Raw genomic sequence first — 24,728 nt, 5'->3', positions numbered from 1 at the left:
GGTCCCGACCGCCCGTCGATCGGGCGGGCGAACGCTCAAGCTGTCGCGCCTCGAGACCGATGGTCTCCCTGATGGACGGCGAGCAGCCGACCCCCGCGACCCCCTCACCGCGGGTCGCATACGGGACGACGCCCCGCGAGCGGGCGGTGATGGCCCGTGCCCTCGCCTTCCTCTTCGCCGCCGGAGCGGCGCTCGTCGGCGCGACGCTCGCCCTCCCGCACGAGGCCGGGACCGACGACGCGGCGATCTTCAGCGCGGTCATCGCGGCGGCGGCCGTCGCGGTCGCGCTCGCCGCCGTGGGCGGGAGGGTCGGCGTCCACGTCATCCACGCCGGGGTCGCGGCCGGCTCGCTCCTCATCGCGCAGTGCGTCGCCTTCGGGGGCCCGAGCGCCGACGCCTACGCGATCATGTACGTCTGGGTCGCGCTCTACGCGTGCTCGTTCTTCGGGCTGTGGCCCGCGGTCGCCCACATCGTCTTCGCGGCGGCGCTCCACGGCGGCGTCCTCGTCGTCGCCGAGGGCGCGAGCGTCGTGCCCCACGTCCACTGGATCATGGCCGTCGGCACGATCGCGGTCGGCGCGCTCCTCGTCGGCCGCCTCACGCGCGCGATCCGCGACCAGGCCACCGACCTCGCGGAGGTCGCCCGCATGGCGAACGCGCTCACCGAGGTCTCCATGTTCGGCAGGGCGGCGTGCGAGGGCCTCCAGCGCTCCGCGCGGGCCGACGTCGCGATCCTGCTCGAACCCACGGACGGCGAGGACGGCATGGAGGTCTCCGCCATGGCCGGATCACCGGAGGCGGGCCTCGCCTTCGAGGGCGAGCGCGCGCAGATCGCGCTCGAGCGCGCCTACCGCCTGTCGCAGCCCTCGCCCATCCTCGCCGACGAGCCGCCCCGAGGCCTTCGCCGCTTCGACGGGGCCGTCGTCGGCTTCGCGCAGCCGATCCTCCGGGACGGCGCGGCCGTCGGAGTGCTGGCGCTCGCCTGGACGCGCCGCCGCCGCTCGATCCCGGACCGGGCGAGCACCGCCGCCCTCCTCTTCGCCGCCGAGGCGAGCGTCGCGATCGAGCGGGCCGAGCGCCGCAGCCGCGACCGCGAGAAGGCGGCGCTCGAGATCAACGACAACATCGTCCAGGGCCTCGTCGTCGCGAAGTACCTCATCTCCTCCGGGAGGGTCGAGGCGTCGGTCGACGCGCTCGACGAGACGCTCGGCCGCGCCCGCCGCCTCATCACCGACCAGCTCGTCGAGGTCTCGCGCGCCGGCGGGCGCATCGAGCCGGGCGACCTCGCGCGCAGCGAGGCCTCTCCGGTCGGCGAGAAGGCGCGGCCGACCGCCTGAGCCCGGACCCCGCCCGAGCGGGTCAGGTCCGCGGAGGCGGCTCGGGGCCCTTCCGCGGCCGTCCACCGGGGAGCCTGTCGGCCACGCGTCCGAGCCGCTCGACGGCCCCCTCCAGCGGCTCGGCCATCGCGACTGCCCGCTCGAGGAGCGGCAGGGCCTCGAGAACCTGCCCGGCGCGCGCGGTGACCTCCGAGGCGCTCGCGCGCAGCGCGTGGCCCTCGTCGACGATCGCAGCGCCCCGGATGTCGATGCGCTCGCCGAGCGCGAGGACCGCCTCCGCCCGGTCGTCGATCGTCCGCGCCATCTCGAGCATCTCCACGCCCGTCCGGTCGACGCGGCGGCCGAGCTCGAGGAGCTCCACGAGGACGCTCTCGACGCGGTCGGACCGGCTCTGCACGTCGCGTGCCGCGACGGCGAGGGTGTGCAGGTCGTCGAGGGCCTGGGCGGCGAGCCTCAGCGGAAGGAAAGGAAGCGCGAGCGGGTTCACGGACGTCCACCGTAACGACCGTCAGGCCCCGGCTGTGCGGGCTGCCGGAGGGGCGGCGGTGCTAGCTTCGGCTCATGGCTGCGCCCTCCGTCGAATCGGTGACCCAGAGAATCGCCACGATCCACGAGCAGTTCGCGATCGTCCGCGACCACATCGACCCGTCGGCGCTCGCCTCCCACATCGCGGAGCTCGAGGACGAGATGGGCGCGGCGGGCTTCTGGGACGACCAGGCGCACGCGGCGAAGGTGAGCGCCGACCACGCGCGGACCTCGCGCCGTCTCGAGACCTACCGCTCCCTCGAGGGCGACATCGAGGACCTCGAGGGCCTCGTCGAGCTCGCCGCCGAGGACGAGGAGCTGCAGGGCGAGCTCGAGGAGCAGCTCGCGTCGATCGAGTCGCGCCTCGGCACGCTCGAGGAGGAGCGCCTCTTCTCCGGCGAGTACGACGGCGGCGACGCGCTCGTCTCCATCAACGCCGGAGCGGGCGGCACCGACGCGCAGGACTGGGCGGAGATGCTCCTGCGGATGGAGATGCGCTGGGCGGAGTCCCGCGGCTTCTCGGTCGAGCTGCTCGAGGTGAGCGCGGGGGAGGAGGCGGGCATCAAGTCCGCGACGTTCCGCGCGGAGGGCCCGAACGCCTACGGCCTCTTCTGCGCCGAGAAGGGCGTCCACCGCCTCGTGCGCATCTCGCCCTACGACTCGCAGAACCGCCGCCAGACCGCGTTCGCGGGCCTCGAGGTCGCGCCGATCGTGGACGAGGTCTCCGACATCGAGATCGAGCCGGACGACATCCGCGTCGACACGTACCGGTCCTCGGGCGCGGGCGGGCAGCACGTCAACAAGACGGACTCGGCGATCCGCATCACCCACCTGCCGACGAACATCGTCGTCCAGTGCCAGAACGAGCGCTCCCAGGGCGCGAACCGCGAGACCGCGATGAAGATGCTGCGGGCGAAGCTGCTCGAGCGCGCGGAGGCCGAGCGCCAGGCGGAGATCGCGAAGGAGAAGGGGGAAGCGGAGAACGTCGGCTGGGGCTCCCAGATCCGCTCCTACGTCCTGCACCCGTACACGATGGTCAAGGACCACCGCACGAACGTCGAGGTCGGCGACGCCCAGCGCGTCCTCGACGGCGCCCTCGACGAGTTCGTCCGCGCGGAGCTCCTGCGCGAGGCCGGCCGCGGACCGGAGGCCGACGGCGGCGAGGCCGGGGCGTGAGCCACCGGGAGCCGCTCGAGGCGATCGTCCGGCGCGCGCTGGACGAGGACATCGGCGACGGGGACGTCACCGTCGAGGCGACCGTCCCGCCCGAGATGCGGGCGGTCGCGAGGATCACCCAGAAGGCTCCCGGGGTCGTCTCCGGCATCGACGTGGCGACGTGCGCGTTCCGGCTCTGCGACGCGGACGCCGACATCGCGGTCGACGGCCCGGAGGGCGCCTGGCGCGACGTCGGCCCGGTCCTCACGGTGACGGGGAACGCGGCGGCGATCCTCGCGGCGGAGCGCACCGCCCTCAACTTCCTCGGCCGGCTCAGCGGCGTCGCGACGCTCACCCGGCGCTTCGTCGACGCCGTCGAGGGGACGGGCGCGACGATCCTCGACACGAGGAAGACGACCCCCGGCCTCCGGATGCTCGAGAAGGCGGCCGTCCTCGCCGGAGGCGGGACGAACCACCGGATCGGCCTCTTCGACGAGGTCCTCATCAAGGAGAACCACGCCGCGGCCGCCGGCGGCGTCGGCGCGGCCGTCGTCGCCGCCCGCCGCCACCGACCCGACCTCCCGCTCGTGTGCGAGGTCCGCACGCCCGAGGAGATCGACGAGGCGCTGGAAGCCGGTGCGCCGCGCCTGCTCCTCGACAACTTCGACGCGGAGGGCCTCCGCGCGGCCGTCCGGCAGATCGGCGGACGCGCGCACACGGAGTGCAGCGGGGGCGTCACCCTGGAGACCGTCCGAGCCCGAGCATCGACAGGCGTAGAATTCATCTCGGTGGGTGCGATCACGCATTCCGCGCCCGCGCTGGACCTGTCCCTGATCCTGGAGCCCCTGCCATGAATCTGCCCATGGCCACCACCGAGCACCGGGGCGGCGTCCCGGCCCTCACCCCCGAGGAGACCGCCGCCCTCACCGAGGAGATCCGTGCGCTCGCCCGCGAGCGCGACGCGGTCGTCCTCGCCCACAACTACCAGCTGCCCGAGATCCAGGCGGTCGCGGACTACGTCGGCGACTCGCTGGGCCTCAGCCGCAAGGCCGCCGAGGCCGGCGCCGAGGTCATCGCGTTCTGCGGCGTCCACTTCATGGCCGAGACCGCCTCGGTCCTCAGCCCGGACAAGACGGTCCTCATCCCGGACCTCGACGCCGGCTGCTCGCTCGCCGACTCGATCACGCCGGAGCAGCTCCGCGCGTGGCAGGCGAAGCACCCGGGCGCCGTCACGGTGATGTACGTCAACACGACGGCCGAGATCAAGGCGCTCACCGACTACTGCGTGACCTCGTCCAACGCGGTCTCCGTCGTCGAGCACATCTACCGCGAGCACGGCGAGGACACGAAGATCCTCTTCGGCCCCGACATGTTCCTCGGCGCCTACGTCGAGAAGCGCACCGGCAAGCCGATGCACGTCTGGGACGGCGAGTGCCACGTCCACGCGGGCATCCGCCCGTCCGACATCGGCGACGTGCGCGCCGCCCATCCCGGCGCCGACTTCCTCATCCACCCGGAGTGCGGCTGCTCGACGAGCGTCATGGAGTACGTCGCCGCCGGTGACGTCGACTCCGAGGGCGTCCACATGCTCTCGACCGGTCAGATGCTCGACTACGCCCGCGAGCGGGCGGGGGAGAGCGGGACGGTCGTCATGGCCACCGAGACCGGGATGCTGCACGGCCTCCAGATGGCCGCGCCCGAGCTCGACTGGGTGCCCGCGAACGTCGAGGCGAGCTGCCGCTACATGAAGATGATCACGCTCCCGAAGCTGCGGGACTGCCTGCGGGACATGACGGGCGTCGTGAAGGTCCCCGAGGACATCGTCGAGCGGGCCCGCGTCCCGATCGAGCGCATGGTCGCGATCGGCTAGCTCCCGGACGCGTCCGGGGTGGGCTCGGCGAAGAGGTCGAGACCCTCATCGACCGCGAGGCGCACGCGCGGGAGCGATTCGCGCTTCCGCGCGAGCTCGGCCGCGGTGTAGCAGTGGACGTCGGCGCGGCCGCCCATCGCGTCGGCGTCCCAGAGGTTCGCCGCCTGGTGGACCCGCTCGAGCCACGGGACGCCGTCGAAGCCCTCGGAGACGAGGACGACGACGTACTCCTCGCCGCGCTCCCGCTGCGACCCCGCGCCGCGGAGGTCGGCGACGCGCGCGCCGCCGAGACGCGCGGCCTCGAGCGGCCAGCGGTCCGAGATGCGGCGCAGGTATCGGCGCAGCTCGTCGAGGTCGAGCCCGTCGGCGACGGTCATCGCGTGCATTGTGGCGCGCCGGGGACCGCCTGTGGGGGAAATCACCCGACGCACCTGACGAAACGCACGCGGAGCGTGAGTGTCGTCAGGGAGGTGGTCAGAACTCGCTGACCTCGTGCGGGCCGACGCAGGCGACCGCGAACGTCTCGGGGTCGACGCGCCGCGCGATCTCGGCGACCTCGTCGAAGGTGACGGCGTCGAGGGCGGCGATCGAGTCGTCGGGGTCGATGCTCTCGCCGCGGACGATCGACTGCGTCGCGGCGAAGCGGGCGACGGCGTTCGTGTTCTCGAAGGCGAGGACCCGCCGGCCGGCGGCGTAGGCGCGGGCGCGCTCGACCTCCTCCTCCTTCGGGCCGTCGCGGTGCAGCTCGGCGACGATCTCGCGGATGCGCTCGTAGGCCTCGCCGAGCTTGCCGGACTCGAGACCCGAGCCGATCTGGAGGATCGGGACGTCGGCGAACGCGTGGTCCGCGGCGTAGATCGAGTAGCAGAGCCCCCGCTGCTCGCGGATCTCGTCGAAGAGCCGTGAGCCCATCGAGCCTCCGAGCAGCGTCGCGTACGTCGAGAGGGCCGTCCGCTGGGCGCGGTCGGTGACGTCGACGTCGGGGCGGTAGATGAGCCGCAGGTGGGACTGGTTCGACTCGCGGGACTCGACGAGGCGCTCGGGGGAGAAGTCGGGCGCCGGCTCGTAGGCGTCGGGCTCGGGAAGCGTCGGGAAGCGCTCGAAGAGCGCGGCCGTCTCGCCGTTCTGCGGCACGTGCTCGGTGTTGCCGACGATGAACGCGCCGCCGCGCGCGCCGGCCCAGCGGCGCTCGCGGAAGGCGACGATCGCGTCGCGGGTGAACGTGCGCAGATGCTCCTCGGGGCCGAGGACGGAGCGCCCGAGCGGATGCTCGCCGAACGCGGCGCGGTCGATGAGGTGCTCGGCGACCGCCGCCGGCTGGTCGTTGTAGCGGGCGATCTCCTGGATGACGACGCCGCGCTCCCGGTCGAGCTCGTCGGGATCGATCTTCGGCCGGCCCGCGAAGTCCGTGAGGAGGTCGATCGCCTCGGGGGCCGACTCGGCCCGCACCGTGATGTGGAAGGCGACGAGGTCGTGGGACGTGTAGGCGTTGAGCGAGCCGCCCATCCGCTCGGCGGTCTCGTTGACCTTGCGGTAGTCGTCGTACTTCTCGCCGCCCTTGAAGACGAGGTGCTCGAGGAAGTGCGCCATGCCGTTCTCCTCGGCGCGCTCGGTCCGCGCGCCGGCGTCGAACGCGACGAGGATCGTCGTCGCGCGCGTTCCGGAGAGGTGGATGCGGTGGAGCGGGAGGCCGTTGGCGAGAGTCTCCGAGGTGATCTGCGGCATGCACCGGAGTCTAGGCCCCGGCCCGCCCGGGCCGGAGGCGAGGGGGACGCAGGCTGTGGAAGCGCAGCTCGTTGACGACGAGCACGGTCGCGACGACGCCGGCCTGGATCCAGGCGAGGCCGACCGGCGTGCTCGCGAGCGACAGCACCGCCGCGGCCTGCAGGACGACGCCGCCCGCGAGGAGCCGGACCCACGTGCGATCGCGGATCGCGACGGAGTAGTGGCACACGACGAAGAGCGCCGACAGCCCGAGTCCGGCGAGCAGCGTCGGCAGCACGCCCTCGCGAGCCGCGGCGTAGTCGCTGCCGAACATGACCTCGATGAGCGTCCCCGGCGCGATCACCCCCGGGACCGCGACGACGAACGCGCCGCCGACGGCGACCGCCGACGCGCGCCGCAGGACGCGGGCGGCCTCCTCGGCGCCCGCGGCCGTCGCGCGGGCCGCACGCGGCACCATGAGCTGCGAGACGGCGGCGGGGAGGAAGACCACGATCTTCGAGATCGTGCTCAGCGCGGCGTACACGCCGGCCTCCTCGCCCGAGAGGACGAGGCGGGCGAGCACGAGGTCGAGGTTGGCGAGGAGGGCGAAGCCGATGAACGCCCCGCTCGCGGAGAGCATGTGGACGTCGGGACGCCGGCGCAGGCCGCGCGTCGCCGCGCCGGTGCCGCCCGGCGTCCAGAGGTCGCGGTAGACGACGCCGACGACGACGAGCACGAGGAGGAGGCCGAGCGCCTGCCCGCCGATCGCGCCGCCCGCCCCGCCGCCCGCGGCGGCCCACGGGATGCCGACGAGCAGGCGGGCCGCGCTCCCCGCGAAGACGACCGCGCCGAGGGCGGCGAAGCGCTCGGTCCCCTGCACGACGCCGTTGGCGACCGTCGAGACGAACGCGAGGACGATGAACGGCGCGAGGGCGACGACCGGTCCCGGCTGCCGGACGTCGAGCACCGCGAGGGTGAGCGGCGAGAGCGCGAGGTACAGGAGACCGGCGACCGTCGCGATCGTCGCCACGTGCCCCAGCGCGTGCCGCGTGAGGTCGCGCACCCGCTCCGCGTCTCCTGCGGCGTGCGCTCTCGCGACCCGCTCGGCGACCACGACCTGCGCGGCGCCGAGCGGCACGGCGAGGACGAGCGCGAGCGCGAGGAGCGACGTCAGCTCGCCGAAGCCGGACGGCTCGAGGACGCGCGAGAAGACGAGCGTCGACGCGTAGTTGAGGACGTTCGCGCCCTGCGAGAGCGCGACGAAGAGGACCGTTCCGCGCTTCGCGGCCACGGACCGGCGCGTGGCGGGTGCCGCCGGCGCCTGGACCGCGACGCCCACGCTCACGCCCCGTCCGGCAGGCGGAGGACGACGTCGCGCGCGACGGCGGACCGGTGGGCGGGCTCTGCCCAGACGAGCTCGGGGGAGCGGCCCCAGACCTCCTCGATCGTCCGCCGGCAGCCGGCGAGGTCCGTCCCCGCCCGCCGGTGCGTCGAGACCTCGATCGCGAGGTACGCCCACTCGAGTCCCGCCAGGCCGCGCAGGACATCGGTCTCCGCGCCCTCGACGTCGATCTTCAGGAGGTCGACGCGCGCCGGCAGGCCGAGCGCCCTGCGGCGCTCCGGCGTGAGCGGCTGCGCGGGCACGGTCCGCCGCTCGGCGGCCGCGCCGAGCCCCGCCTCGGCGTTCGCCCGCACCACGCTGCCCTGGGCCGACTTGCCCGGCACGGCCCAGAGCTCGAGCGCGCCCTCCGCGGCGGAGACCGCCCGGGGCACCGCGGTCCACGACGGGTGGAGGGCGAGGTTCGCCTCGAGGAGCGCGAAGGCCTCCGGGTTGGGCTCGAACGACCATCCGCGCAGCGCGGGGAAGAGCCGGGCCGCCGTCGCGGCGAACTGGCCGACGTTCGCGCCGACGTCGAGCACCGTGCCGCCGTCGCGCAGCCCGACGAGCGCGTCGAGCCTCTCGAGCTCGCGGAGGTAGGTCGCCATCAGCAGCGGCGTGAAGCGGTTGTCGAACGCGAGGTCGCCGCCAAGGTGACGCATCGTCCGCCGGCCCGCGGCGACCGTGCGGTAGCGGTGGGCCCAGTAGCGGGCGCGCTGCGCCGGCGGGAGGCACGTCGACCCGATGAGACATCCGTCCAGGCGGATCACGTCCACGAGCTTGGACACCGAGAGGAGGGACACCCCCGACTTCTCCGCACTTGTCCAGCCCGCTCCAGACACCTCCCAGAACTGTCGGCGACTTCTACGCCCGAGTTGAGACCGCGAAGCTCGAGCTGGACGAGCGTCTGTCGATCTTCGCCGACGAGTACCGCCGCCACCGCGCCTCGCTCGGCCGCCCCGTCCGCGTGCTCGACGTCGGCTGCGGCCGCCGTGCGCTCCTCGCGAAGGAGCTCGAGCCCGGGGACACCTACTGCGGGTGCGACATCGTCGAGCCGGACGCGATGGAGATCGACGACTTCGTGTCGATCGACCTCACGACCGAGAGCCTCGCCGAGAAGCTCGCCGGGAGGACCTTCGACGTCGTCTACTGCGGCGAGCTCATCGAGCACGTCTTCAGCCCCGACGCCGTCATCGAGGACATCCGGAGCGTGCTCAGCCCCGACGGCGTCCTCATCCTCTCGACGCCGAATCTCGCCTACTGGGTCAACCGCCTGCTGCTCCTCGCCGGCATCTCGCCGATGTTCGTCGAGAACTCGTCGCGGAAGAAGCTCGGACGCCGCCTGCGGGCGCTCGGGCAGGGCAACAAGACCGAGGGCCACATCCGCCTCTTCACCTACGGGGCGGTCCTCGACCTCCTCGACCTCCACGGCTTCCGGTTCGAGCGCGCCCGCGCGACGCAGGTCTGGCCGTTCGTCCTCGACCGCTGGGTCGCCCGGTTCGCGCCGCGACTCGCCCCCGACGTCATCTACATCGCCACCCGGGGCGCCGCGCCCGAGCACGGGGAGGCGTGATGGCCGGCGAGCCCGACCTCTCGCTCATCTGCCCGGTCTACAACGGCGCGGACAGGATCGAGGCGAACGTCCGCGTCATCGTCTCGGAGCTCGCGGAGTGGTCGGACAGCTTCGAGCTCATCGTCGTCTGCGACGGGTCGACCGACGGCAGCGCCGACGCCGCGCGGCGGGTCGACGATCCGCGGGTGCGGGTGCTCGGCTACGAGGAGAACGCCGGCAAGGGGCATGCGCTCCTCCACGGCATGCGGGCCGCCCGCGGCCGGCTCGTCGGCTGGCTCGACTCGGACCTCGACATCGCCCCATCGGTGATCGTCGACGCGGTGAGGACGATCGACGCGGGCGGGATCGACGCGGCGATCGGCTCGAAGCGCCACCCGGACTCGCAGGTGAGCTACCCGTTCATCCGCCGCGCCTACTCGTGGGGCTTCCAGCTCCTCGTGCGACTCCTCTTCCGCGTCGACGTGCCGGACACCCAGGTCGGCGCGAAGGTCTTCCGCCGCGAGATGATCGACACCGTCCGGCCGCTCCTGCTCGTGAAGCGCTACGCGTTCGACCTCGAGCTCATCGCGGTCGCCGCGGACTTCGGGTTCAACCGCATCGCGCAGGTGCCGATCCGGCTCGACCACCGCTTCTCGCGCACGACGATCGCCTGGCACGCCGTCGCGCAGATGCTCACCGACACGCTCGCGATCGCCTATCGCGTGCACCTGCGCCACCACTACGTCCGGCGCTTCGCGGCGGTCGAGCGGGCGAGGGCGTCGGCGGCGGGCCTCAGGCTCGTGCCCGTGGCGGCCGATGACACCTGACGGTGCGACTCCTCATGCTCTCCTGGCGGTACGTCGGGCACCCGCAGAGCGGGGGCGCCGAGGTGCTCACGCACGAGGTCCTGCGCCGCTGCGTCGAGCGCGGGTGGGAGGTGACCGCGTTCTCCGCGGCCTTTCCGGGCTGCGCGCCGCAGGAGGAGATCGACGGGGTCACCGTCATCCGCCGCGGCGAGCAGCACACCGTCCACCTGCAGGCCTGGCGCTGGCTGCGCTCGCGACGGCGCGACTTCGACCGCGTCGTGGACCAGATCAACACGATCCCCTTCCTCACGCCGCTCTACGTCCGCCGCGCGCAGCGCCGCATGTTCATCTGCCAGTTCGCCCGCGGCTACTGGTTCCGCGAGACGCGCGGGCTCTTCCGGCTCGCCGCGCCGCTCGGCTACCTCCTCGAGCCCTGGCAGACGCGCCTCTATCGCAGGACGCCGACGCTCACGATCTCGGCCTCGACGGAGAGCGAGCTGCAGCGCCTCGGCGTCCCCGTCGCCGGCGTCGTGCCGATGGCGACCCACACGGCGCCGCTCGACGACCTCGGCGCGAGCGGCGACGGCTGTCGCGTCGTCATCGTCGGCCGGCTCACGCCCGCGAAGTTCGTCGAGGAGGGGATCGCCGCGTTCGCCCACCTGCGGGAGCACGTCCCGTGCGCGCGGCTCGACGTCGTCGGCGAGGGCGATCTCGCCTACCGCAGGCGCCTCGAGGACCTCGTCGCCGAGCGGGGCATCGAGGGCGTCGTCTTCCACGGCCGGGTGAGCGAGGAGAGGAAGACCGAGCTCCTGGGCGCCGCCGACCTCCATCTCTTCACGTCGCACCGGGAGGGCTGGGGCCTCACGGTCACCGAGGCGGCGGCCATGGGGACGCCGACGATCGCCTACGACGTCCCCGGCGTCCGCGACTCCGTCGGCGATCCGCGGCTCCTCGTCCCGCGCGGGGACGCCGCCGCGCTCGGCGCGCGCGCCGTGTCGCTGCTGCAGGACCGCGACACCTACGAGGACGTGCGGCGGCAGGCGTGGGAGAGGACGAAGGGCCTCTCCTGGGACCGCACCGCCGAGAGCTTCATGGAGCTCGTCGCATGAGCTGCCCGCTCGTCTCGGTCGTCATCCCGACGCTCAACGCCGAGCGCTACCTCGACGAGTGCCTCACCGCGCTCCTCGAGCAGGACTGGCCGCGCGAGAGGCTGGAGATCGTCGTCGCCGACGCGGGGTCGACCGACGCGACGCTCGACATCGCCCGCCGCAGCGGCGTCGACGTCGTCGTCGAGAACCCGCTGAGGACCGGCGAGGCCGGCAAGGCCGTGGGCATCGCCGCCTCCCGAGGCGAGCTCATCTGCTCGGTGGACTCGGACAACGTCGTCATCGGTCGCGACTGGCTGAGGCGGATGACCGCGCCGTTCGAGGACCCCGACGTCATCGCCGCCGAGGTCGCGCGCTTCCACCACGGGCGCTCCGACCGCCTCATCGACCGGTGGCACGCGCTCTCGGGCGTCGCGGATCCCCTCACGCTCTCCACCGGCAACTACGCGCGCGACTCGCTCATCACCGGCACGTGGACCGGCCTGCCGCACACGACGGCGGCGCGGCCCGGGTGGGAGAAGGTCACGCTCGACCCGGAGTGCGTCCCGGTGCTCGGGGCGAACGGCTTCGTCGTCCGTCGCGAGGCGTTCGACCTCGTCCCGCAGGGCGGGGAGTACCACTTCGATCTCGACTTCGTCGACCAGCTCGTCCGGGCGGGGCACCGCACGGTCGCCCGCGTCGACGCGGAGGTCCATCACCACTTCTGCGACGGCGTGCGCCAGTACGTGCGCAAGACCCGCCGGCGCGCCGACGACTACTTCTTCTTCCGCTCGACCGGTGAGCGGACCTACCCGTGGCTGCGCAGGCGGCAGATGCGCGGGATCGCGCGCTTCGCGCTCTCGACGGTCACGGTCGTGCCCCTGCTCGTCGACATGGCCCGCGGCGCGCGGCGCCGCCCGGACCCGGCGTGGCTCTTCCACCTGCCGGCGTGCTGGATCACGCTCGTCGTCTACGCCGTCGCGACGGTCCGCGGGGCGCTCGCTCCGCGGATGCTCGACCGGGACGCATGGAGGCAGTGAGCCGCATCGCGCGGCGGCTGCCCCCGGCCGGGCGCTGGCTGCCGGGAGCTCTCGCGGTCGTCCTCCTCGTCGGCGTGCTCCTGCCGATCACGGCGAGCGGCATGCGCGGGGACGACTCGCACATCACGATCGACTTCGCGGACGCGCGCGAGCTCTCGGGCGTGCCGATCGGGGAGTTCATCGCCGACGAGATCGCCGCGACGCTCGACGCGGGACGACCCCACGTCCTCGGCGTCGCCGGAGGGACGCTCTACGCGCTCACCGTCCCCGAGCGGCTCCCGTACAAGGTGGGGCTCGCGCTCGCCTCGCTCGCCGCCTTCCTCGCGCTCCTCGCGTTCCTGCGTGCCTTCGGCCCGCCGCGCGGCACCCTGCTCGTCGCGATCGCCGCGATCGCCGTGTCGCTCCAGTTCCGCCACACCCACGACCCGACGCTCGGCTACTACGGCACCCAGCAGGTGAGCATCCTGCTCCTCGTCGGCGGCCTCGGCGCCTACCTGCGGTTCCTGCGGGGAGGGGCGATGCGGTGGTACGCGGCGACGCTCGCGCTCGTCGTCCTGCTCCTCCTCAACTACGAGGCCAACCCGCCGCTCGTCCTCGCGTTCGCGTGCCTGCACCTCGGCCACGACCCGCTGCGGACGCGCTCCTGGCGTCCCGCCGTGCCGATCGTCGCCGCGGGCGCGGCGATGACGGTGCTCTCCTTCGCCCTGCGTCTCGGCGCTCCGGCCGTCGAGGGCTACGAGGCGTCGGCGCAGCCGATCGACGTCGTCCTCACCGCCGTGCGGCAGGCGCTCTCCGGCCTCCCGAGTATCTACGCGCTCGCCGGGACCGACGACCTCCTCGTCGACGCGACGCGCCCGGAGCTGCTCGGAGCCGGGTGGCGCGCCCTCCTCGCGGCGCTCGTCGCATGGCTCGCCGTGCGGGCGGGCGGCGACGCCGCCGGACGGCTCGCGGCGCGCCGGGCCCAGCGCGCCGGCGCCGGCCCCTCCGCCGCGCCGCCCGGGCCGGCGACCCCGCACCCGGGCGGTCCCGCCGCGCGCCCGTGGGGTCCGGTCCCGCTCGCGGCGATCGGCGGCGTCCTCATGGGGCTGTCAGGCCTCTACATCTCGCTCGGGGCGCAGCACCAGCAGATCATCTCCCTCGGCGGCGGGCACCTCGCGACGTTCTCCGGGACCGTCGGGTTCGCGATGATCGCGGCGGCGGCGTGGATGCGCTGGGGCCCCGCGGCGCCGATGAGCCCGGCGCTCACCGGAGTGACCGTCCTCGCCGTCTTCCTCATGGCGTTCGCGACCCAGTACGCGAACCTCCGCGTCGTCGCGGTGGAGCGTCCCGGGATCGAGCAGCGCGAGCTCCTCGTGGACGGGCTCGACCGCGGCGTCCTCGACGGGGTCGCCGACGGGTCGACCCTCTACGTGAGCAACCGCGACCTCGACTGGTCGCTCGGGCGGCTCTACTCGCGCGCCGACACGCTCGACCACCTCGTCCACCTCCGCACCGGACGTCGCGTCGACGTGAAGCCCCACCAGCCGTCCGCGGCCGGCTGCGGGTCGCCGCGCGGCTTCCCCGTCCCCGACTGCGCCGACCCGAGCGACGACGTCGGCTGGCTCGCGGTCCGCTCTTCCCCCGGCGGGGGAGCCGTCATCGCCGCGAGCGGCATCCCGCGCGACCACGTCGCCGACCGCGCGCCGCGCCGGCTCACCGTGACGGCGCGCGACGGGTCGCGTGACGGCGCCGCCCCGCTGCTCGTCGGCGCGCGACCGGACGGCCGCCCGTGGTCGGCGAGGGATGCGCGGTGGGCCCGTCGCGACCTCGGCGAGGGCTGGACCCGCTACACGGCGACGCTCGCCGGCGACGGCCCGCTCGCGACGACGCTCACCGACCCGCGGTCGCCGGTCGACTTCTCGATGCCGCGGCCGCCGGGTGAGCTCGTGCGGCTGTTCGGGACGCGGCACCTGCTGCCCTGAGAACCGGGAGACGCGTTGCAAACGCCCTTTCACCGGCGTCGAAGGGAGGCGTCCTGTGCAATCTTCCTCCGGCGATGGCCATCGTCGAACGTCACCATGCCCGTCTCCAGGAGACGGCCGCGCCCCGCGACCGCGCCCCTGCGGTCATCGACTTCCGCGGAGTCTCGAAGACCTACGCCTCCGGCGACGTCGGTCTCGAGGACGCGACGTTCAGCATCGGCCGCGGCGAGTTCGTCTTCCTCGTCGGGCACACGGGCTCGGGCAAGTCGACGATCATGCGGCTGCTCTTCAAGGAGCACGAGCCGTCGAGCGGGACGATCCGGGTGGCCGGGCGCGACCTCGCGGACGTCGGCCGCAAGCAGGTCCCGTTCTACCGCCGCAACCTCGGGATCGTCTTCCAGGACTTCAAGCTCCTCCCGAACCGGACCGTGTACGACAACGTCGCCTACGCGCTCCAGGTGACGGGCGGCACCCGCAAGGAGATCCGCGAGAAGGTGCCGGACATCCTCCGGCTCACGGGCCTCTCGCTCAAGCTCCACTCGTTCCCCGAGCACCTCTCCGGCGGCGAGCAGCAGCGCGTGAGCGTCGCCCGGGCGTTCGTCAACCACCCGCCGCTCCTCCTCGCCGACGAGCCGACGGGCAACCTCGACCCCGAGACGTCGATCGGGATCATGCAGCTCCTCTACCGGATCAACCGCACGGGGACGACCGTCGTCGTCGCGACCCACGACCACGCGATGGTCGACCGCATGCGGCGCCGCGTCATCGAGCTCGAGCGCGGCCGCATCATCCGTGACGAGGTCTCCGGCGGCTACCGCCAGCGCGAGGAGACGACCGCCGAGTTCGGCGCCCTCATGCGCGGCGAGCCGGCCCCTGCGCCCCAGCGGCTGACCGCCCGCCAGCGCGAGGCGCTGGAGAAGGCGGCCGAGGCCGGCGGCGACGAGTTCGACTCCGCGTTCCGCGACTGACCCCCACACGCATCGCATGAAGCTCCCCTTCTTCTTCCGCGAGGCCATGCGCTCCGTCTCGCGCAACCCCGTTCCGAGCGCGGCGGCGATCGCCTCCGTCCTCGTCACCGTGCTCGTCCTCGGCGTCTTCATCCCGATGATGCAGGCGACGACGGGGGCGGCGAACGAGGTCCGCGGCCGCGTCCTCGTCGATGTCTACCTCAAGAAGGACGTCAAGGACAAGGACGTCGAGCGCGTCCGCCAGGTCCTCACGCAGGACACCGACCACGTCGGCAAGGTCGAGTTCGTCTCGAAGGCGGAGGCGCTCGCCCGGGAGAAGAAGCGCAACCCGGAGGCCTACGAGCTGCTCGGCAGCAACCCGCTGCCGGACGCGTTCCGCGTGACGCCGGACGAGCCGGGGAACGCGCCGAAGCTCCGTGACGCGCTGGCGCCCGTCACCGCGGGCGGGACGCGGACCTCGATCGATCCCGCGATCGAGGAGGTCCGTGACCGCAAGGAGGACACGGACAAGATCCTCACGATCACGAGCGCCGTGAAGTGGGCGATGGCGCTGCTGGCGGGCCTGCTCGTCCTCGCGAGCATCCTCCTCATCTCCAACACGATCCGCCTGTCGCTCTTCAGCCGCCGGCGCGAGGTCGAGGTGATGAAGCTCGTGGGGGCGACCGACTCGTTCATCCGCTGGCCGTTCGTCATCGAGGGGATCGTCCTCGGCGGGCTCGGCGGCGGGATGGCCGTCCTCTTCCTGCTCGTCGGCAAGATCGCGGTCGTCGATCCGCTCGCGTCGGACTTCGCGCTCATCGGCACGCCGGAGACGCTCGGGTTCGGTGTGCTCGCCGCGCTCCTCATCGGCGCGAGCGTCGGCGTGAGCGCGCTCGGGTCCGGTCTCTCGCTGCGCCGCTTCCTCCGCGTCTAGGGCGCCGTCCTCGCGGGCCGGCGGGCGCCCTCGCGTACCCTGTGGGGGTGGTCACACCGTCGTTCCTGCGCCGCGTCGGCGCGCTCCTCGCCGCGTTCCTCGTCGTCCTCGCCCTCGGCATCTGGATGGGCGGCCACCCCGAGTGGCTGCCCGGCGGCGTGCGCGACGCGCTCGTCGACGACGAGGACACCCGCGTGGTGCGTGAGGCGCTCGACCGGATCGAGGACCGCTACTACCGGTCCGTGCCGGCCGAGGAGCTCGCGAACGCGGCGATCGAGGGAGCGGTCGAGTCGCTCGACGACCGCTTCAGCGCGTACTTCGACCCGGAGGAGTACACCGAGGTCCTCCAGGCGCAGAACAGCCAGTTCACGGGCATCGGCGTCACCGTCACCGAGCATCCCGTCGGGCTGCGGATCGTCGGCGTGTACGAAGGGACGCCGGCGCAGCGCGCCGGGCTCGACACCGGGGACGTCATCGTCGCGGTGAACGGCACGTCGCTCGAGGGCGTCGATCAGCAGCGGTCGACGGACCGCATCAAGGGCCCGGCGGGCACGGACGTGACGCTCACCATCAGCCGGGACGCGAAGCGCCGCGACGTCGTCATCGAGCGCGCGAACGTCCAGGTGCCCGTCGTCGAGTCGGAGATGCGGACGGTCGACGGCGAGAAGCTCGGCGTCGTGTCGCTCGCGCAGTTCTCGAGCGGCGCCCACGCCGAGGTCTACGCCGCGCTGCGCGAGCTCGAGGAGAAGGGGGCGAAGGGCTTCGTCTTCGATCTCCGCGGCAACGGCGGCGGCCTCGTGAGCGAGGCGCGCCTCGTCGCGAGCGCGTTCCTGCGCGACGGCGTCGTCGTGACGACGCGCGGCCGGTCGGTGCCGACCCGGCGGATCACCGCGACGGGCAACCCGGTCCTGCCGGAGGAGGAGGTCGTCGTCCTCGTCAACGAGGACACGGCGTCGGCGTCGGAGATCGTCGCGGGCGCGCTCCAGGACCGCGACCGCGCGATCGTCGTCGGCGAGAGCACGTTCGGGAAGGGCGTCTTCCAGGAGGTCCTCGAGCTCTCCAACGGCGGGGCGCTCGACATCACGGCGGGCCAGTACTTCACGCCCGCGGGCCGCAACCTCGGGGGCCGCGGCACGGAGCAGGGGAAGGGCATCGAGCCCGACGTGAAGGCGAGCGACGATCCCGAGACCGAGGACGAGGACGAGGCGCTCGACGCCGCGCTGCAGGAGCTGCGCGAGCGGACCTGATGGCGGGACGAGGTCGTCACGGCCGCCCGCGGCGGACCCCGGCGCCGCGCGGCCGCGACGGCGGCGCGGGCCGGGGACGGGCCGGCCGCGACGACGACGGTCCGGCGCCGCGCACCCACGTCGTCGGCGTCGTCGAGCGCGCCGGCAGGCTGCTCCAGGTCGGGCCGCTCTTCGAGCCCGGGCCGCGGATGACGGTCGGCAAGCACCGGGACGCCCGTCCCGGCCGGATCGTCCTCGTGCGCACGCGCGCCGCCGCGCGCGGCGGGCATGCGCGCATCGAGCGCGTCCTCGGCGACCCGGCGAACGCCCGGGACGTCATCGAGGCCCTCATGCTCCACCGGGGGCTCGCGCGCCGGTTCCCGGCGGGCGTCGCGCGCGCGGCGGAGGAGGCGCGCGACGAGGTCCTCCAGGCGGGAGCCGACCCGGCGGGCGGGCACCGCGTCGACCTCACCGGCCTTCCGACGTTCACGATCGACCCGGTCACCGCCAAGGACTTCGACGACGCGGTCAGCGCCGAGCAGCTCGACGGCGGGCGCATCCGCGTATGGGTCCACATCGCGGACGTCACGGCGTTCATCCGCCCGGCGACCGCGCTCGACCGCGTCGCCTTCGAGCGGGGGACGAGCGTCTACGTCCCGGGGGCGGTCGAGCCGATGATCCCCCCGGCGCTCTCGAACGAGGCCTGCTCGCTCGTCCCCGGCGCCGACAGGCTCGCGGTGAGCGTGGAGATGGACTTCGACGGCCACGACGTCGTGCGCGCCGCGTTCCACCGCTCGCGCGTGCGCTCCGATGCGCGCCTCGACTACGACCGCGTCGACCGCATCCTCGAGGGCGCCGAGCGGGCCGAGGAGCCGTGGGCGACGCCCCTCGACCTCGCCCGCCGGGTCGCGGCGGCGCTCGACGAGCGCCGGCTGCGACGCGGCCGCGCGCTGACGGTGGAGAGCGAGGAGCCGGAGTTCACCTTCGAGTCCTCGGGCCACGTCGCGTCGGTGCGCCCGACGGAGGCGACCGAGGCGCACCGCCTCATCGAGCACCTCATGATCGCGGCGAACGAGCAGGTGGCGACGCTGCTCGTCGAGCGGCGCGTCCCGACGCTCTACCGCGTCCACGAGCCGCCCGAGCCGCCGTCGGTGCAGCGCCTGCTCGAGCAGCTCGACTCGCTCGACGTCCCGACGCCCCCGATGCCCCCGCGCATGACGGCCACGCAGGCGGCCGACGTCGTCGCCGACGCCTCGCGGCTCGTCGACGCGCACGTCCGGCGGACGGGTCACGGGCGCCGCGGCCTCACCTCGCTCGTGCTGCGTGCGCTGCAGCAGGCGCACTACTCGCCGGAGCCGCTCGGCCACGCGGGGCTCGGGTCGGAGCACTACTGCCACTTCACCTCGCCGATCCGCCGCGCGCCCGACATCGTGTGCCATCGCGCGCTCCTCGGCTCGCTCGGCGCGGGCGAGGAGCCGCCACGGCGGCACGCGCTCGACGAGCTCGGGGCCTGGACGTCGGCACGGGAGCGCGACGCCGCCTCGATCGAGAGGGCCGCCGACGACGTCGCGCGCGCGTTCCTCCTCGAGCGCCGCATCTTCGAGGACCGCGGGACGAGGGAGTTCGAGGGCGAGATCGTCGGCCTCATCGAGGCGGGGGCGTTCGTCTCCTTCGGCGACGACTTCGAGGGGATGCTCGCCGTCCGCCGGCTCCGCGACGACTGGTACGAGCTCAGCGAGGAGGGGACGGTCCTGCGGGGCAGGGAGGGCGCGCTCCGGCTCGGCGACCCCGTCCGCGTCTTCGTGAAGCGGATCGACACGGCGCGAGGGCGCGTCGACCTCGACCTCGCGTAGTCTGGCTGCGATGGCGAAGGCCCGTCACAAGGCGATGAAGACGTCCGGGGACATCGCGACGAACCGCCAGGCGCGGTTCCGCTTCGAGCTGCTCGACAAGCTCGAGTGCGGGATCGAGCTGGAGGGAACCGAGGTGAAGTCCCTGCGCACGGGCAACGCGCAGCTCAAGGACGGCTTCGTGCGGCTCGACGACGGGCAGCTGTGGCTCCACAACGTCCACATCCCGCCCTACGGTCCCGCCGCGCGGGAGAACCACGACCCGGAGCGCCCGCGGCGCCTCCTCGCGCACCGCCGCGAGATCGACCGCCTCGTCGGCCAGATCAACCAGAAGGGCCTGACGGTCGTCCCGACCCGCATCTACTTCAAGGGCCCGCGCGTGAAGGTCGAGATCGCGCTCGCCCGCGGCAAGGACCGCTTCGACAAGCGCGAGACGATCAAGGCCCGCGACCAGAAGCGCGACACCGAGCGCGCGATGCGCGACGCCGGCTTCGGCTGACCCCGCACCCGCCGAACCGGATTCCTGGGGTGCCATGGCACCCCAGGAATCCGGTTCGGCGTCCCCCGGGCGTCCCCGGGGCGTCAGACGTCGTCGAAGTCGCGCTCGAGGAACGTCGCGTCCATGCCGACCGCGAGGCCCACGAGCAGGACGAGGTAGACCGCGGCGACCCTCGCGCGGACCGCGCGCGGGACGCGGTAGTACTCGCGGCCGCCCTCGGCGTCGCGGGCCTTCCAGCGGCGATAGACGTCGAAGCCGCCGATGAGCGCGATGAGGATGAGCACCGGGCTCGGGAAGGCGAAGACCATGAGGACGACGAGCCCGAGGCCTGCGAACCACATCCACGGCGCGAGCGCCGCCATCGCCCGACCGCCGTCGAGCGGCGTCACCGGAGCGAGGTTGAAGAGGTTGAGGAAGAAGCCGACGAAGGCGAGCGCCTGCCAGTACTCGTCGCCCGTGAGCGCGAAGGGGACGAGGCAGGCGGCCGCGCCGACCGACCCGAGCACCGGGCCGGCGAGGCCGACGCGGGCCTCGACCGCGGCGTCGCGCGGCATGTCCTTCATCGCGATGACCGCCCCGAGGAACGGCAGGAAGACGATCGGCGAGGTGCGCAGCCCCTCGCGCCGGAGCTGGAGGGCGTGTCCCGTCTCGTGCACGAGGAGGAGCGCGACGAGCCCGACGGCGAACGTCCAGCCCCAGATGAGCGAGTAGGCGCCGATCGAGACGAGCATCGACGCCGACGTCGTGAGGAACTTCGCGCCCTTGAGCAGGACGACGAGGCCCTTCCCGAACTTGAGGAGGAACGCGGCGGCGACGAAGAGCGGGCCGAGGAGCCGGCGGGCGCGCTCGCGCCCCGACTCCTCGGAGCCGCCGAGCGGGGTCGGCGGGACGGCCGGCTCCGGCGTCTCGGTCGGGCTCGCGGAGCCGGCGACCGGCGGCAGCCAGCCGCCGGGCGGGGTGGGGGAGGGCGTCGTGCTCATCCGCGGGTGGCGAGGACCTCCTCGGCCGCCGCCTCCGCCTCCCCGAGACGCGCCTTCACGAGATCGAGGCCGGCGCCCCAGAAGCCGGGATCCTCGAGGTCGAGGCCGGCGATGCGGCCGAGGTCCTCGGGCGCGCGGGACCCGCCGGCCGCGAGCATGTCGATGTAGGACGGGACGAAGGACTCGCCCTCGTCGAGGTAGCGCTGGTAGACGGAGAGCGCGAGGAGCTGGCCGTAGGCGTAGGCGTAGACGTAGCCGGGGCTCCCGATGAAGTGCGGGATGTAGGACCACCACAGCGCGTAGTCGTCGGTGAGCTCGACGGCATCGCCGAGCAGCTCGTGCTGCGTGGCGATCCACAGCTCGCCGAAGCGGTCCGCCGACAGCTCGCCCTCCTCGCGCCGGGCGCTGTGCACCGCGTGCTCGAACTGGTTCATCGCGACCTGCCGGAAGACCGTCGCGATCGCGTCCTCGAGGTTGGAGGCGAGGAGCGAGAGGCGCGACTCCGCGGTGTCCGCCTCGCCGAGGAGGCGCCGGAAGACGAGCGTCTCGCCGAACACCGACGCCGTCTCGCAGACCGTGAGCGGGGTGTGCTGCTCGAAGATGCCGCGGTCGACGGCGAGCGCGGCGTGGAGCCCGTGGCCGAGCTCGTGTGCGAGCGTGAGGACGTCGCGACGCTGCGACGTGTAGTTGAGGAGGAGGTAGGGGTGCACCGACGGCGTCGTGTAGGCGCAGAACGCCCCGCCGCGCTTGCCCGGCCGGACCGGCGCGTCGATCCAGCTCTCGTCGAAGAACCGCCGCGCGGTGTCCCCGAGGACGGGCGAGAAGTCGTCGAAGGAGCCGAGGACGAGGTCGCGCGCGTCGGCCCAGCCGACCTCGGGCTCGTCGCCCGTCACCGCGGCGGCCCGGTCGTAGTCGGCGATGCGGTCGAGGCCCAGGAGGCGCGCCTTGAGGCGGTACCAGCGCCGCGGGATCTCGTAGGCGTCCTTCACCGCCGAGACGAGGGCCTCGACGCTCTCGTCGCTCGCCTCGTTGGCGAGGTTGCGCGAGCTGATCCACGTCGGGTAGCTGCGCAGACGGTCGTCGACCGCCTTGTCGTGCAGGAGCGTGTTGAAGAGGTAGGCGCGCGTCCGCAGCCCGGGGCGCAGCGACGAGGTGACCGCCTCGGCCGCCGTCCGCCGGACGTCGCGGTCCCCGGACTGCAGGCGGCTGAGGGCGACGTCGAGGGCGACGGGCTCGTCGACGTCCGGCAGATCGACCTCGATCGCGCTCGTGAGCTCGCTGAAGAGACGCACCCACGCGTCGCGGCCCGTGACCGCCTTCTCGGCGAGGAGCTTCTCCTCCGGCTCGCTGAGCAGGTGCGGGCGGTACCGGCGGGCGGTGCGGAGGTGGTGGCGGCAGGTGTCGAGCCCGTCGGCCTGCAGGAGCTCCTCGGCGCGCGCGTCGTCGAGAGCCGCCCACTCGAGGTCGAAGAAGAGGAGCGTCGTCTCGATGTGCGTCGCGCGCTCCTGGACCCGCTGCATGAGCGCGCCGTTCTCGGGCGACTGGGTGTCGGCGCTGAAGCGCAGGGAGGCGTAGGACCCGGCCCGGGACACCTTGTCGTGGATGTCGGCGAGCTCGGTCATCGCCGCGGCGAGTCCGGGGCCGTCGATCTCGGCCACCTTGCCGGCGTGGGCCGCGGCGAAGGCCGTCGCCTTCTCCGCGGCCTCGTCGAGGAGGCGGTCGACCCCGGCGGGGCCGTTCCCGTCCACGAGGTGCTCGAGGTCCCAGGCGACGTCGTCGGGTGAGGTCGTGCTCATGGCGTCAAGGCTACGTGACCCGCCTGGCGCACCGGTCGCGCGGCGGTGTCGCCGAACGACGGAGGGGCGGGCCTCTCGGCCCGCCCCTCGTGCGTCGGTGCTGCTGTGCTCCCTGTGCCTAGGAGGCGGGGAACATGTCGGGGAACTGCGCCGCGATGCCGCCCGCGAGGGTGTTGGCGAGCATCGGCATGTGGCCCGCGGCCTCCTGGAGGAGGTCGAAGGCGTTCTCCTCGCCGGCGACCACCGCGTCGATCGCGGCGAACGTGCCGTCGACGTGCGGCTTGAGCGCCTCGGCGACCGCGTCGGCCGGGAGGTTCGGGTTCGCGCCCTCGAGGAACGCGCCGAAGTCCGTCCGGTAGCCGTCGAGCTTCGTACGAGCCTCCTCGGCGGCCGCGTCGTCACCGGAGGCCTTCGCCTTCGTGTAGTCGACGAAGAAGCCGATGTGGTTGCGCCACAGCGGGAGGAACGCCTCGGCGGCCTCGTCGCCGTAGACCGAGCCGATCGACTCGCTCAGCGCGACCGAGTTCTCGTCGAGGGCAGCAGCGGCGCCCTCGAAGGCCTTCGAGTCGAGGCCGGCGTCGACGCCGGTCGCGACCGCGATGCCCGCGAGGTACTCGTGGTCCATGAGCTGCTTCGTGAGGAGCGCGCGGAGCTCGGAGGCGCCGGCGTCCGCCGAGCCGCTGAAGCGGTCCGGGAACTGCTGGACGATGCCGCCCGCGAGGACCGCGGCCGTCATCGGCATGTGACCCGCGGCCTCGAGGATGCGGGTGTACGTGTCGGGCGAGCCGACGGCGGCGGCGCGGATGACCGCGGCGACCGAATCGACGTGCGGCTTGAGCTCCTCGGCGACGGTCTCGGCCGGGAGGTTCGGGTTCGCGCCCTCGAGGAACGCGCCGAAGTCCGTGCGGTAGCCGTCGAGCTTCTCGAGGGCCTCCTTGGCGGCGGCGTCGTCCTCGCCGGCCTTGGCGGCGGCGTAGTCGACGAAGAAGCCGATGTGGTTGCGCCACAGCGGCAGGAAGGCCTCGCCCGCCTCGTCACCGTAGACGGAGCCGATCGCCTCGGAGAGAGCGACGGAGTTCTTGTCGAGGGTGCCGGCGGCGGCCTCGAACTGCGGCGAGTCGAGCCCGTTGCCGAGGCCCTGGCCGATCGCGATCGAGGCGAGGTAGACGTGCTCGGTGAGTCCGGCCGTCAGGGTCGCCCGGAGCTCGGCGGCGCCGGTCTCCGTGGGGCTGCCCTCGGCAGCGCCCGAGTCGTCTGCGGCGGGCGTGGCCTCGGCGGTGTCCGGCGAGTCGTCGTCGTCATCGCCGCAACCGGCGACGACGAGGCCCGTCGCGATGAAAAGACTCGCGAAGAGCATCAGGAACAGCTTGCGCATAACGCGTGCGTCCTCCATTGGTGTCAGTAGGTGGTCTCCCGCGTCCACCCGGTGGGCGACGCTTGTGGGGGCATTCGGGGCGGGGCTCGGGCGCGGATCATTCGCGGGACCGGGAAACCCCCTCAGAGCCGTGTTTCGGCGCCACCTTGGCGCGGTCCCGCTCCAAGCCGACCGCTTGGAGAGACCCGTGCCGAGCGCTACAATGTCGGAGCACGACATCCACGGGGACGACAGGCTTCGACGTGGTCGACTCCGTTCGGATGGTTGCGAGCCGAGGTTCCGGATGGCCTCGTAAAACCCCGGAACAACCAATACGTGCGGACTCTCACGAGTACGCCCTCGCCGCTTAGTCAATAGCTAAGCCGTGAGGTTCTGGCCCCCGCCAGCCGGCCGCGGGGATCGCCGGAATCAGATGCCGGCTCACCTGGGGAGGTTCGCTCCCGCCGAACCAGGGACATCTTCAGGGAGCTGGTCCCGGGAGACCCTGCCAGCGAGGCGACCCCGGGACGAGATCAGAACGCTGGCTACGCTCGTAGACGCCATCTGCACGCGATCGCGGACGTGGGTTCGATTCCCACCGTCTCCACTCCCGAGGGCCCCGCGCAAGCGGGGCTCTCGCCGTTCCGGGGCCGGAGCGGCGTCCCGCCCGGCGGCGCCGGCGCGAGCGCTGCCGCGCCGCATTGTCTGCGCACGCCAACGCACTTGTGT

At 73.3% G+C, this 24,728-nt stretch carries 21 protein-coding genes, 1 other RNA gene and 1 pseudogene; 15 read left to right on the top strand and 8 right to left on the bottom strand.

Annotation, left to right across the window (positions count from 1 at the left end; translation table 11 throughout):
• Positions 1-71: 71 nt before the first annotated feature.
• Complete coding sequence (locus ACME2J_RS03640; protein WP_495543509.1) at positions 72-1,337, top strand: hypothetical protein; 1,266 nt, start codon at positions 72-74, stop codon at positions 1,335-1,337.
• 22 nt (positions 1,338-1,359) lie between these two features.
• On the opposite strand, the gene ACME2J_RS03635 is transcribed toward ACME2J_RS03640, so the two are convergent.
• On the bottom strand, positions 1,360-1,824 hold the full coding sequence (locus ACME2J_RS03635) for a hypothetical protein (RefSeq protein WP_495543508.1): 465 nt from the start codon (positions 1,822-1,824) through the stop codon (positions 1,360-1,362).
• Between the two features lie 74 nt (positions 1,825-1,898).
• On the opposite strand from ACME2J_RS03635, the gene prfB reads away from it, so the two are divergent.
• From prfB to nadA, 3 genes are read left to right on the top strand one after another with little or no spacing between them, the layout of a single operon-like run.
• Positions 1,899-3,038: a peptide chain release factor 2 gene (gene prfB, locus ACME2J_RS03630; protein ID WP_495543507.1), complete on the top strand. Its 1,140-nt coding sequence runs from the start codon at positions 1,899-1,901 to the stop codon at positions 3,036-3,038.
• Positions 3,035-3,871 (top strand): carboxylating nicotinate-nucleotide diphosphorylase, encoded by an 837-nt coding sequence (nadC, locus tag ACME2J_RS03625; protein ID WP_495543506.1) that lies wholly within the window; start codon positions 3,035-3,037, stop codon positions 3,869-3,871. Before prfB ends, nadC begins: the two co-directional genes overlap by 4 nt.
• Before the next feature lie 8 nt (positions 3,872-3,879).
• On the top strand, positions 3,880-4,887 hold the full coding sequence (gene nadA / locus ACME2J_RS03620; protein WP_495543505.1) for a quinolinate synthase NadA: 1,008 nt from the start codon (positions 3,880-3,882) through the stop codon (positions 4,885-4,887).
• Here the strand turns inward: nadA and ACME2J_RS03615 are convergent.
• From ACME2J_RS03615 to ACME2J_RS03600, 4 genes are all read right to left on the bottom strand, one after another.
• Entirely contained in the window at positions 4,884-5,264 is a 381-nt protein-coding gene (locus ACME2J_RS03615; RefSeq protein WP_495543504.1) for a hypothetical protein, read from the bottom strand. The two genes, nadA and ACME2J_RS03615, sit on opposite strands and share 4 nt — an antisense overlap.
• A 97-nt stretch (positions 5,265-5,361) precedes the next feature.
• Positions 5,362-6,612, bottom strand: coding sequence for a M16 family metallopeptidase (locus ACME2J_RS03610; RefSeq protein WP_495543503.1), 1,251 nt, complete (start codon positions 6,610-6,612; stop codon positions 5,362-5,364).
• A 10-nt stretch (positions 6,613-6,622) separates the two neighbouring features.
• On the bottom strand, positions 6,623-7,882 hold the full coding sequence (locus ACME2J_RS03605) for a lipopolysaccharide biosynthesis protein (protein ID WP_495543502.1): 1,260 nt from the start codon (positions 7,880-7,882) through the stop codon (positions 6,623-6,625).
• A 50-nt stretch (positions 7,883-7,932) separates the two neighbouring features.
• Positions 7,933-8,772 (bottom strand): FkbM family methyltransferase, encoded by an 840-nt coding sequence (locus ACME2J_RS03600; RefSeq protein WP_495543501.1) that lies wholly within the window; start codon positions 8,770-8,772, stop codon positions 7,933-7,935.
• 17 nt (positions 8,773-8,789) lie between these two features.
• Between ACME2J_RS03600 and ACME2J_RS03595 the strand changes: the two genes are divergently transcribed.
• From ACME2J_RS03595 to smpB, 10 genes and pseudogenes are all read left to right on the top strand, one after another.
• Complete coding sequence (locus ACME2J_RS03595; RefSeq protein WP_495543500.1) at positions 8,790-9,542, top strand: class I SAM-dependent methyltransferase; 753 nt, start codon at positions 8,790-8,792, stop codon at positions 9,540-9,542.
• Positions 9,542-10,348, top strand: a complete 807-nt coding sequence (locus ACME2J_RS03590) for a glycosyltransferase family 2 protein (RefSeq protein ID WP_495543499.1) — start codon at positions 9,542-9,544, stop codon at positions 10,346-10,348. The genes ACME2J_RS03595 and ACME2J_RS03590 overlap by 1 nt, the downstream gene beginning before the upstream one ends.
• 14 nt (positions 10,349-10,362) lie before the next feature.
• Positions 10,363-11,436, top strand: a complete 1,074-nt coding sequence (locus tag ACME2J_RS03585; protein WP_495543498.1) for a glycosyltransferase family 4 protein — start codon at positions 10,363-10,365, stop codon at positions 11,434-11,436.
• Positions 11,433-12,452, top strand: coding sequence for a glycosyltransferase family 2 protein (locus tag ACME2J_RS03580; protein WP_495543497.1), 1,020 nt, complete (start codon positions 11,433-11,435; stop codon positions 12,450-12,452). The genes ACME2J_RS03585 and ACME2J_RS03580 overlap by 4 nt, the downstream gene beginning before the upstream one ends.
• Complete coding sequence (locus ACME2J_RS03575; protein ID WP_495543496.1) at positions 12,440-14,413, top strand: hypothetical protein; 1,974 nt, start codon at positions 12,440-12,442, stop codon at positions 14,411-14,413. The genes ACME2J_RS03580 and ACME2J_RS03575 overlap by 13 nt, the downstream gene beginning before the upstream one ends.
• 74 nt (positions 14,414-14,487) lie before the next feature.
• A pseudogene (gene ftsE, locus ACME2J_RS03570) lies at positions 14,488-15,234 on the top strand (cell division ATP-binding protein FtsE); the annotation flags it as partial.
• 163 nt (positions 15,235-15,397) lie between these two features.
• On the top strand, positions 15,398-16,294 hold the full coding sequence (locus ACME2J_RS03565; protein WP_495543495.1) for a cell division protein FtsX: 897 nt from the start codon (positions 15,398-15,400) through the stop codon (positions 16,292-16,294).
• A gap of 47 nt (positions 16,295-16,341) precedes the next feature.
• Positions 16,342-17,541 carry a S41 family peptidase gene (locus ACME2J_RS03560; protein ID WP_495543494.1) on the top strand — a complete coding sequence of 400 codons (1,200 nt, stop codon included), beginning with the start codon at positions 16,342-16,344 and terminating at the stop codon, positions 17,539-17,541.
• Positions 17,541-19,373 carry a ribonuclease R family protein gene (locus tag ACME2J_RS03555; protein WP_495543493.1) on the top strand — a complete coding sequence of 611 codons (1,833 nt, stop codon included), beginning with the start codon at positions 17,541-17,543 and terminating at the stop codon, positions 19,371-19,373. Before ACME2J_RS03560 ends, ACME2J_RS03555 begins: the two co-directional genes overlap by 1 nt.
• A 10-nt stretch (positions 19,374-19,383) precedes the next feature.
• The gene (smpB, locus tag ACME2J_RS03550) at positions 19,384-19,869 is read left to right on the top strand and encodes an SsrA-binding protein SmpB (protein ID WP_495543492.1); all 486 of its coding nucleotides are present in this window, start codon (positions 19,384-19,386) and stop codon (positions 19,867-19,869) included.
• Positions 19,870-19,952: 83 nt separating this feature from the next.
• Here smpB and ACME2J_RS03545 read toward each other — a convergent pair whose 3' ends face one another.
• The 3 genes from ACME2J_RS03545 to ACME2J_RS03535 all read right to left on the bottom strand — a co-directional run bounded on the left by ACME2J_RS03545 (position 19,953) and on the right by ACME2J_RS03535 (position 24,020).
• The gene (locus ACME2J_RS03545) at positions 19,953-20,849 is read right to left on the bottom strand and encodes a site-2 protease family protein (protein WP_495543491.1); all 897 of its coding nucleotides are present in this window, start codon (positions 20,847-20,849) and stop codon (positions 19,953-19,955) included.
• Complete coding sequence (locus ACME2J_RS03540) at positions 20,846-22,645, bottom strand: M3 family oligoendopeptidase (RefSeq protein ID WP_495543490.1); 1,800 nt, start codon at positions 22,643-22,645, stop codon at positions 20,846-20,848. Before ACME2J_RS03540 ends, ACME2J_RS03545 begins: the two co-directional genes overlap by 4 nt.
• A 118-nt stretch (positions 22,646-22,763) precedes the next feature.
• Positions 22,764-24,020 carry a copper amine oxidase gene (locus ACME2J_RS03535; protein WP_495543489.1) on the bottom strand — a complete coding sequence of 419 codons (1,257 nt, stop codon included), beginning with the start codon at positions 24,018-24,020 and terminating at the stop codon, positions 22,764-22,766.
• 223 nt (positions 24,021-24,243) lie between these two features.
• Between ACME2J_RS03535 and ssrA the strand changes: the two genes are divergently transcribed.
• Positions 24,244-24,609, top strand: a transfer-messenger RNA (tmRNA) gene (gene ssrA / locus ACME2J_RS03530).
• The last annotated feature ends 119 nt before the right edge of the window (positions 24,610-24,728 follow it).

The organism is Paraconexibacter sp. (assembly GCF_059438195.1).
This window is presented reverse-complemented; position numbering and strand designations above follow the sequence as displayed.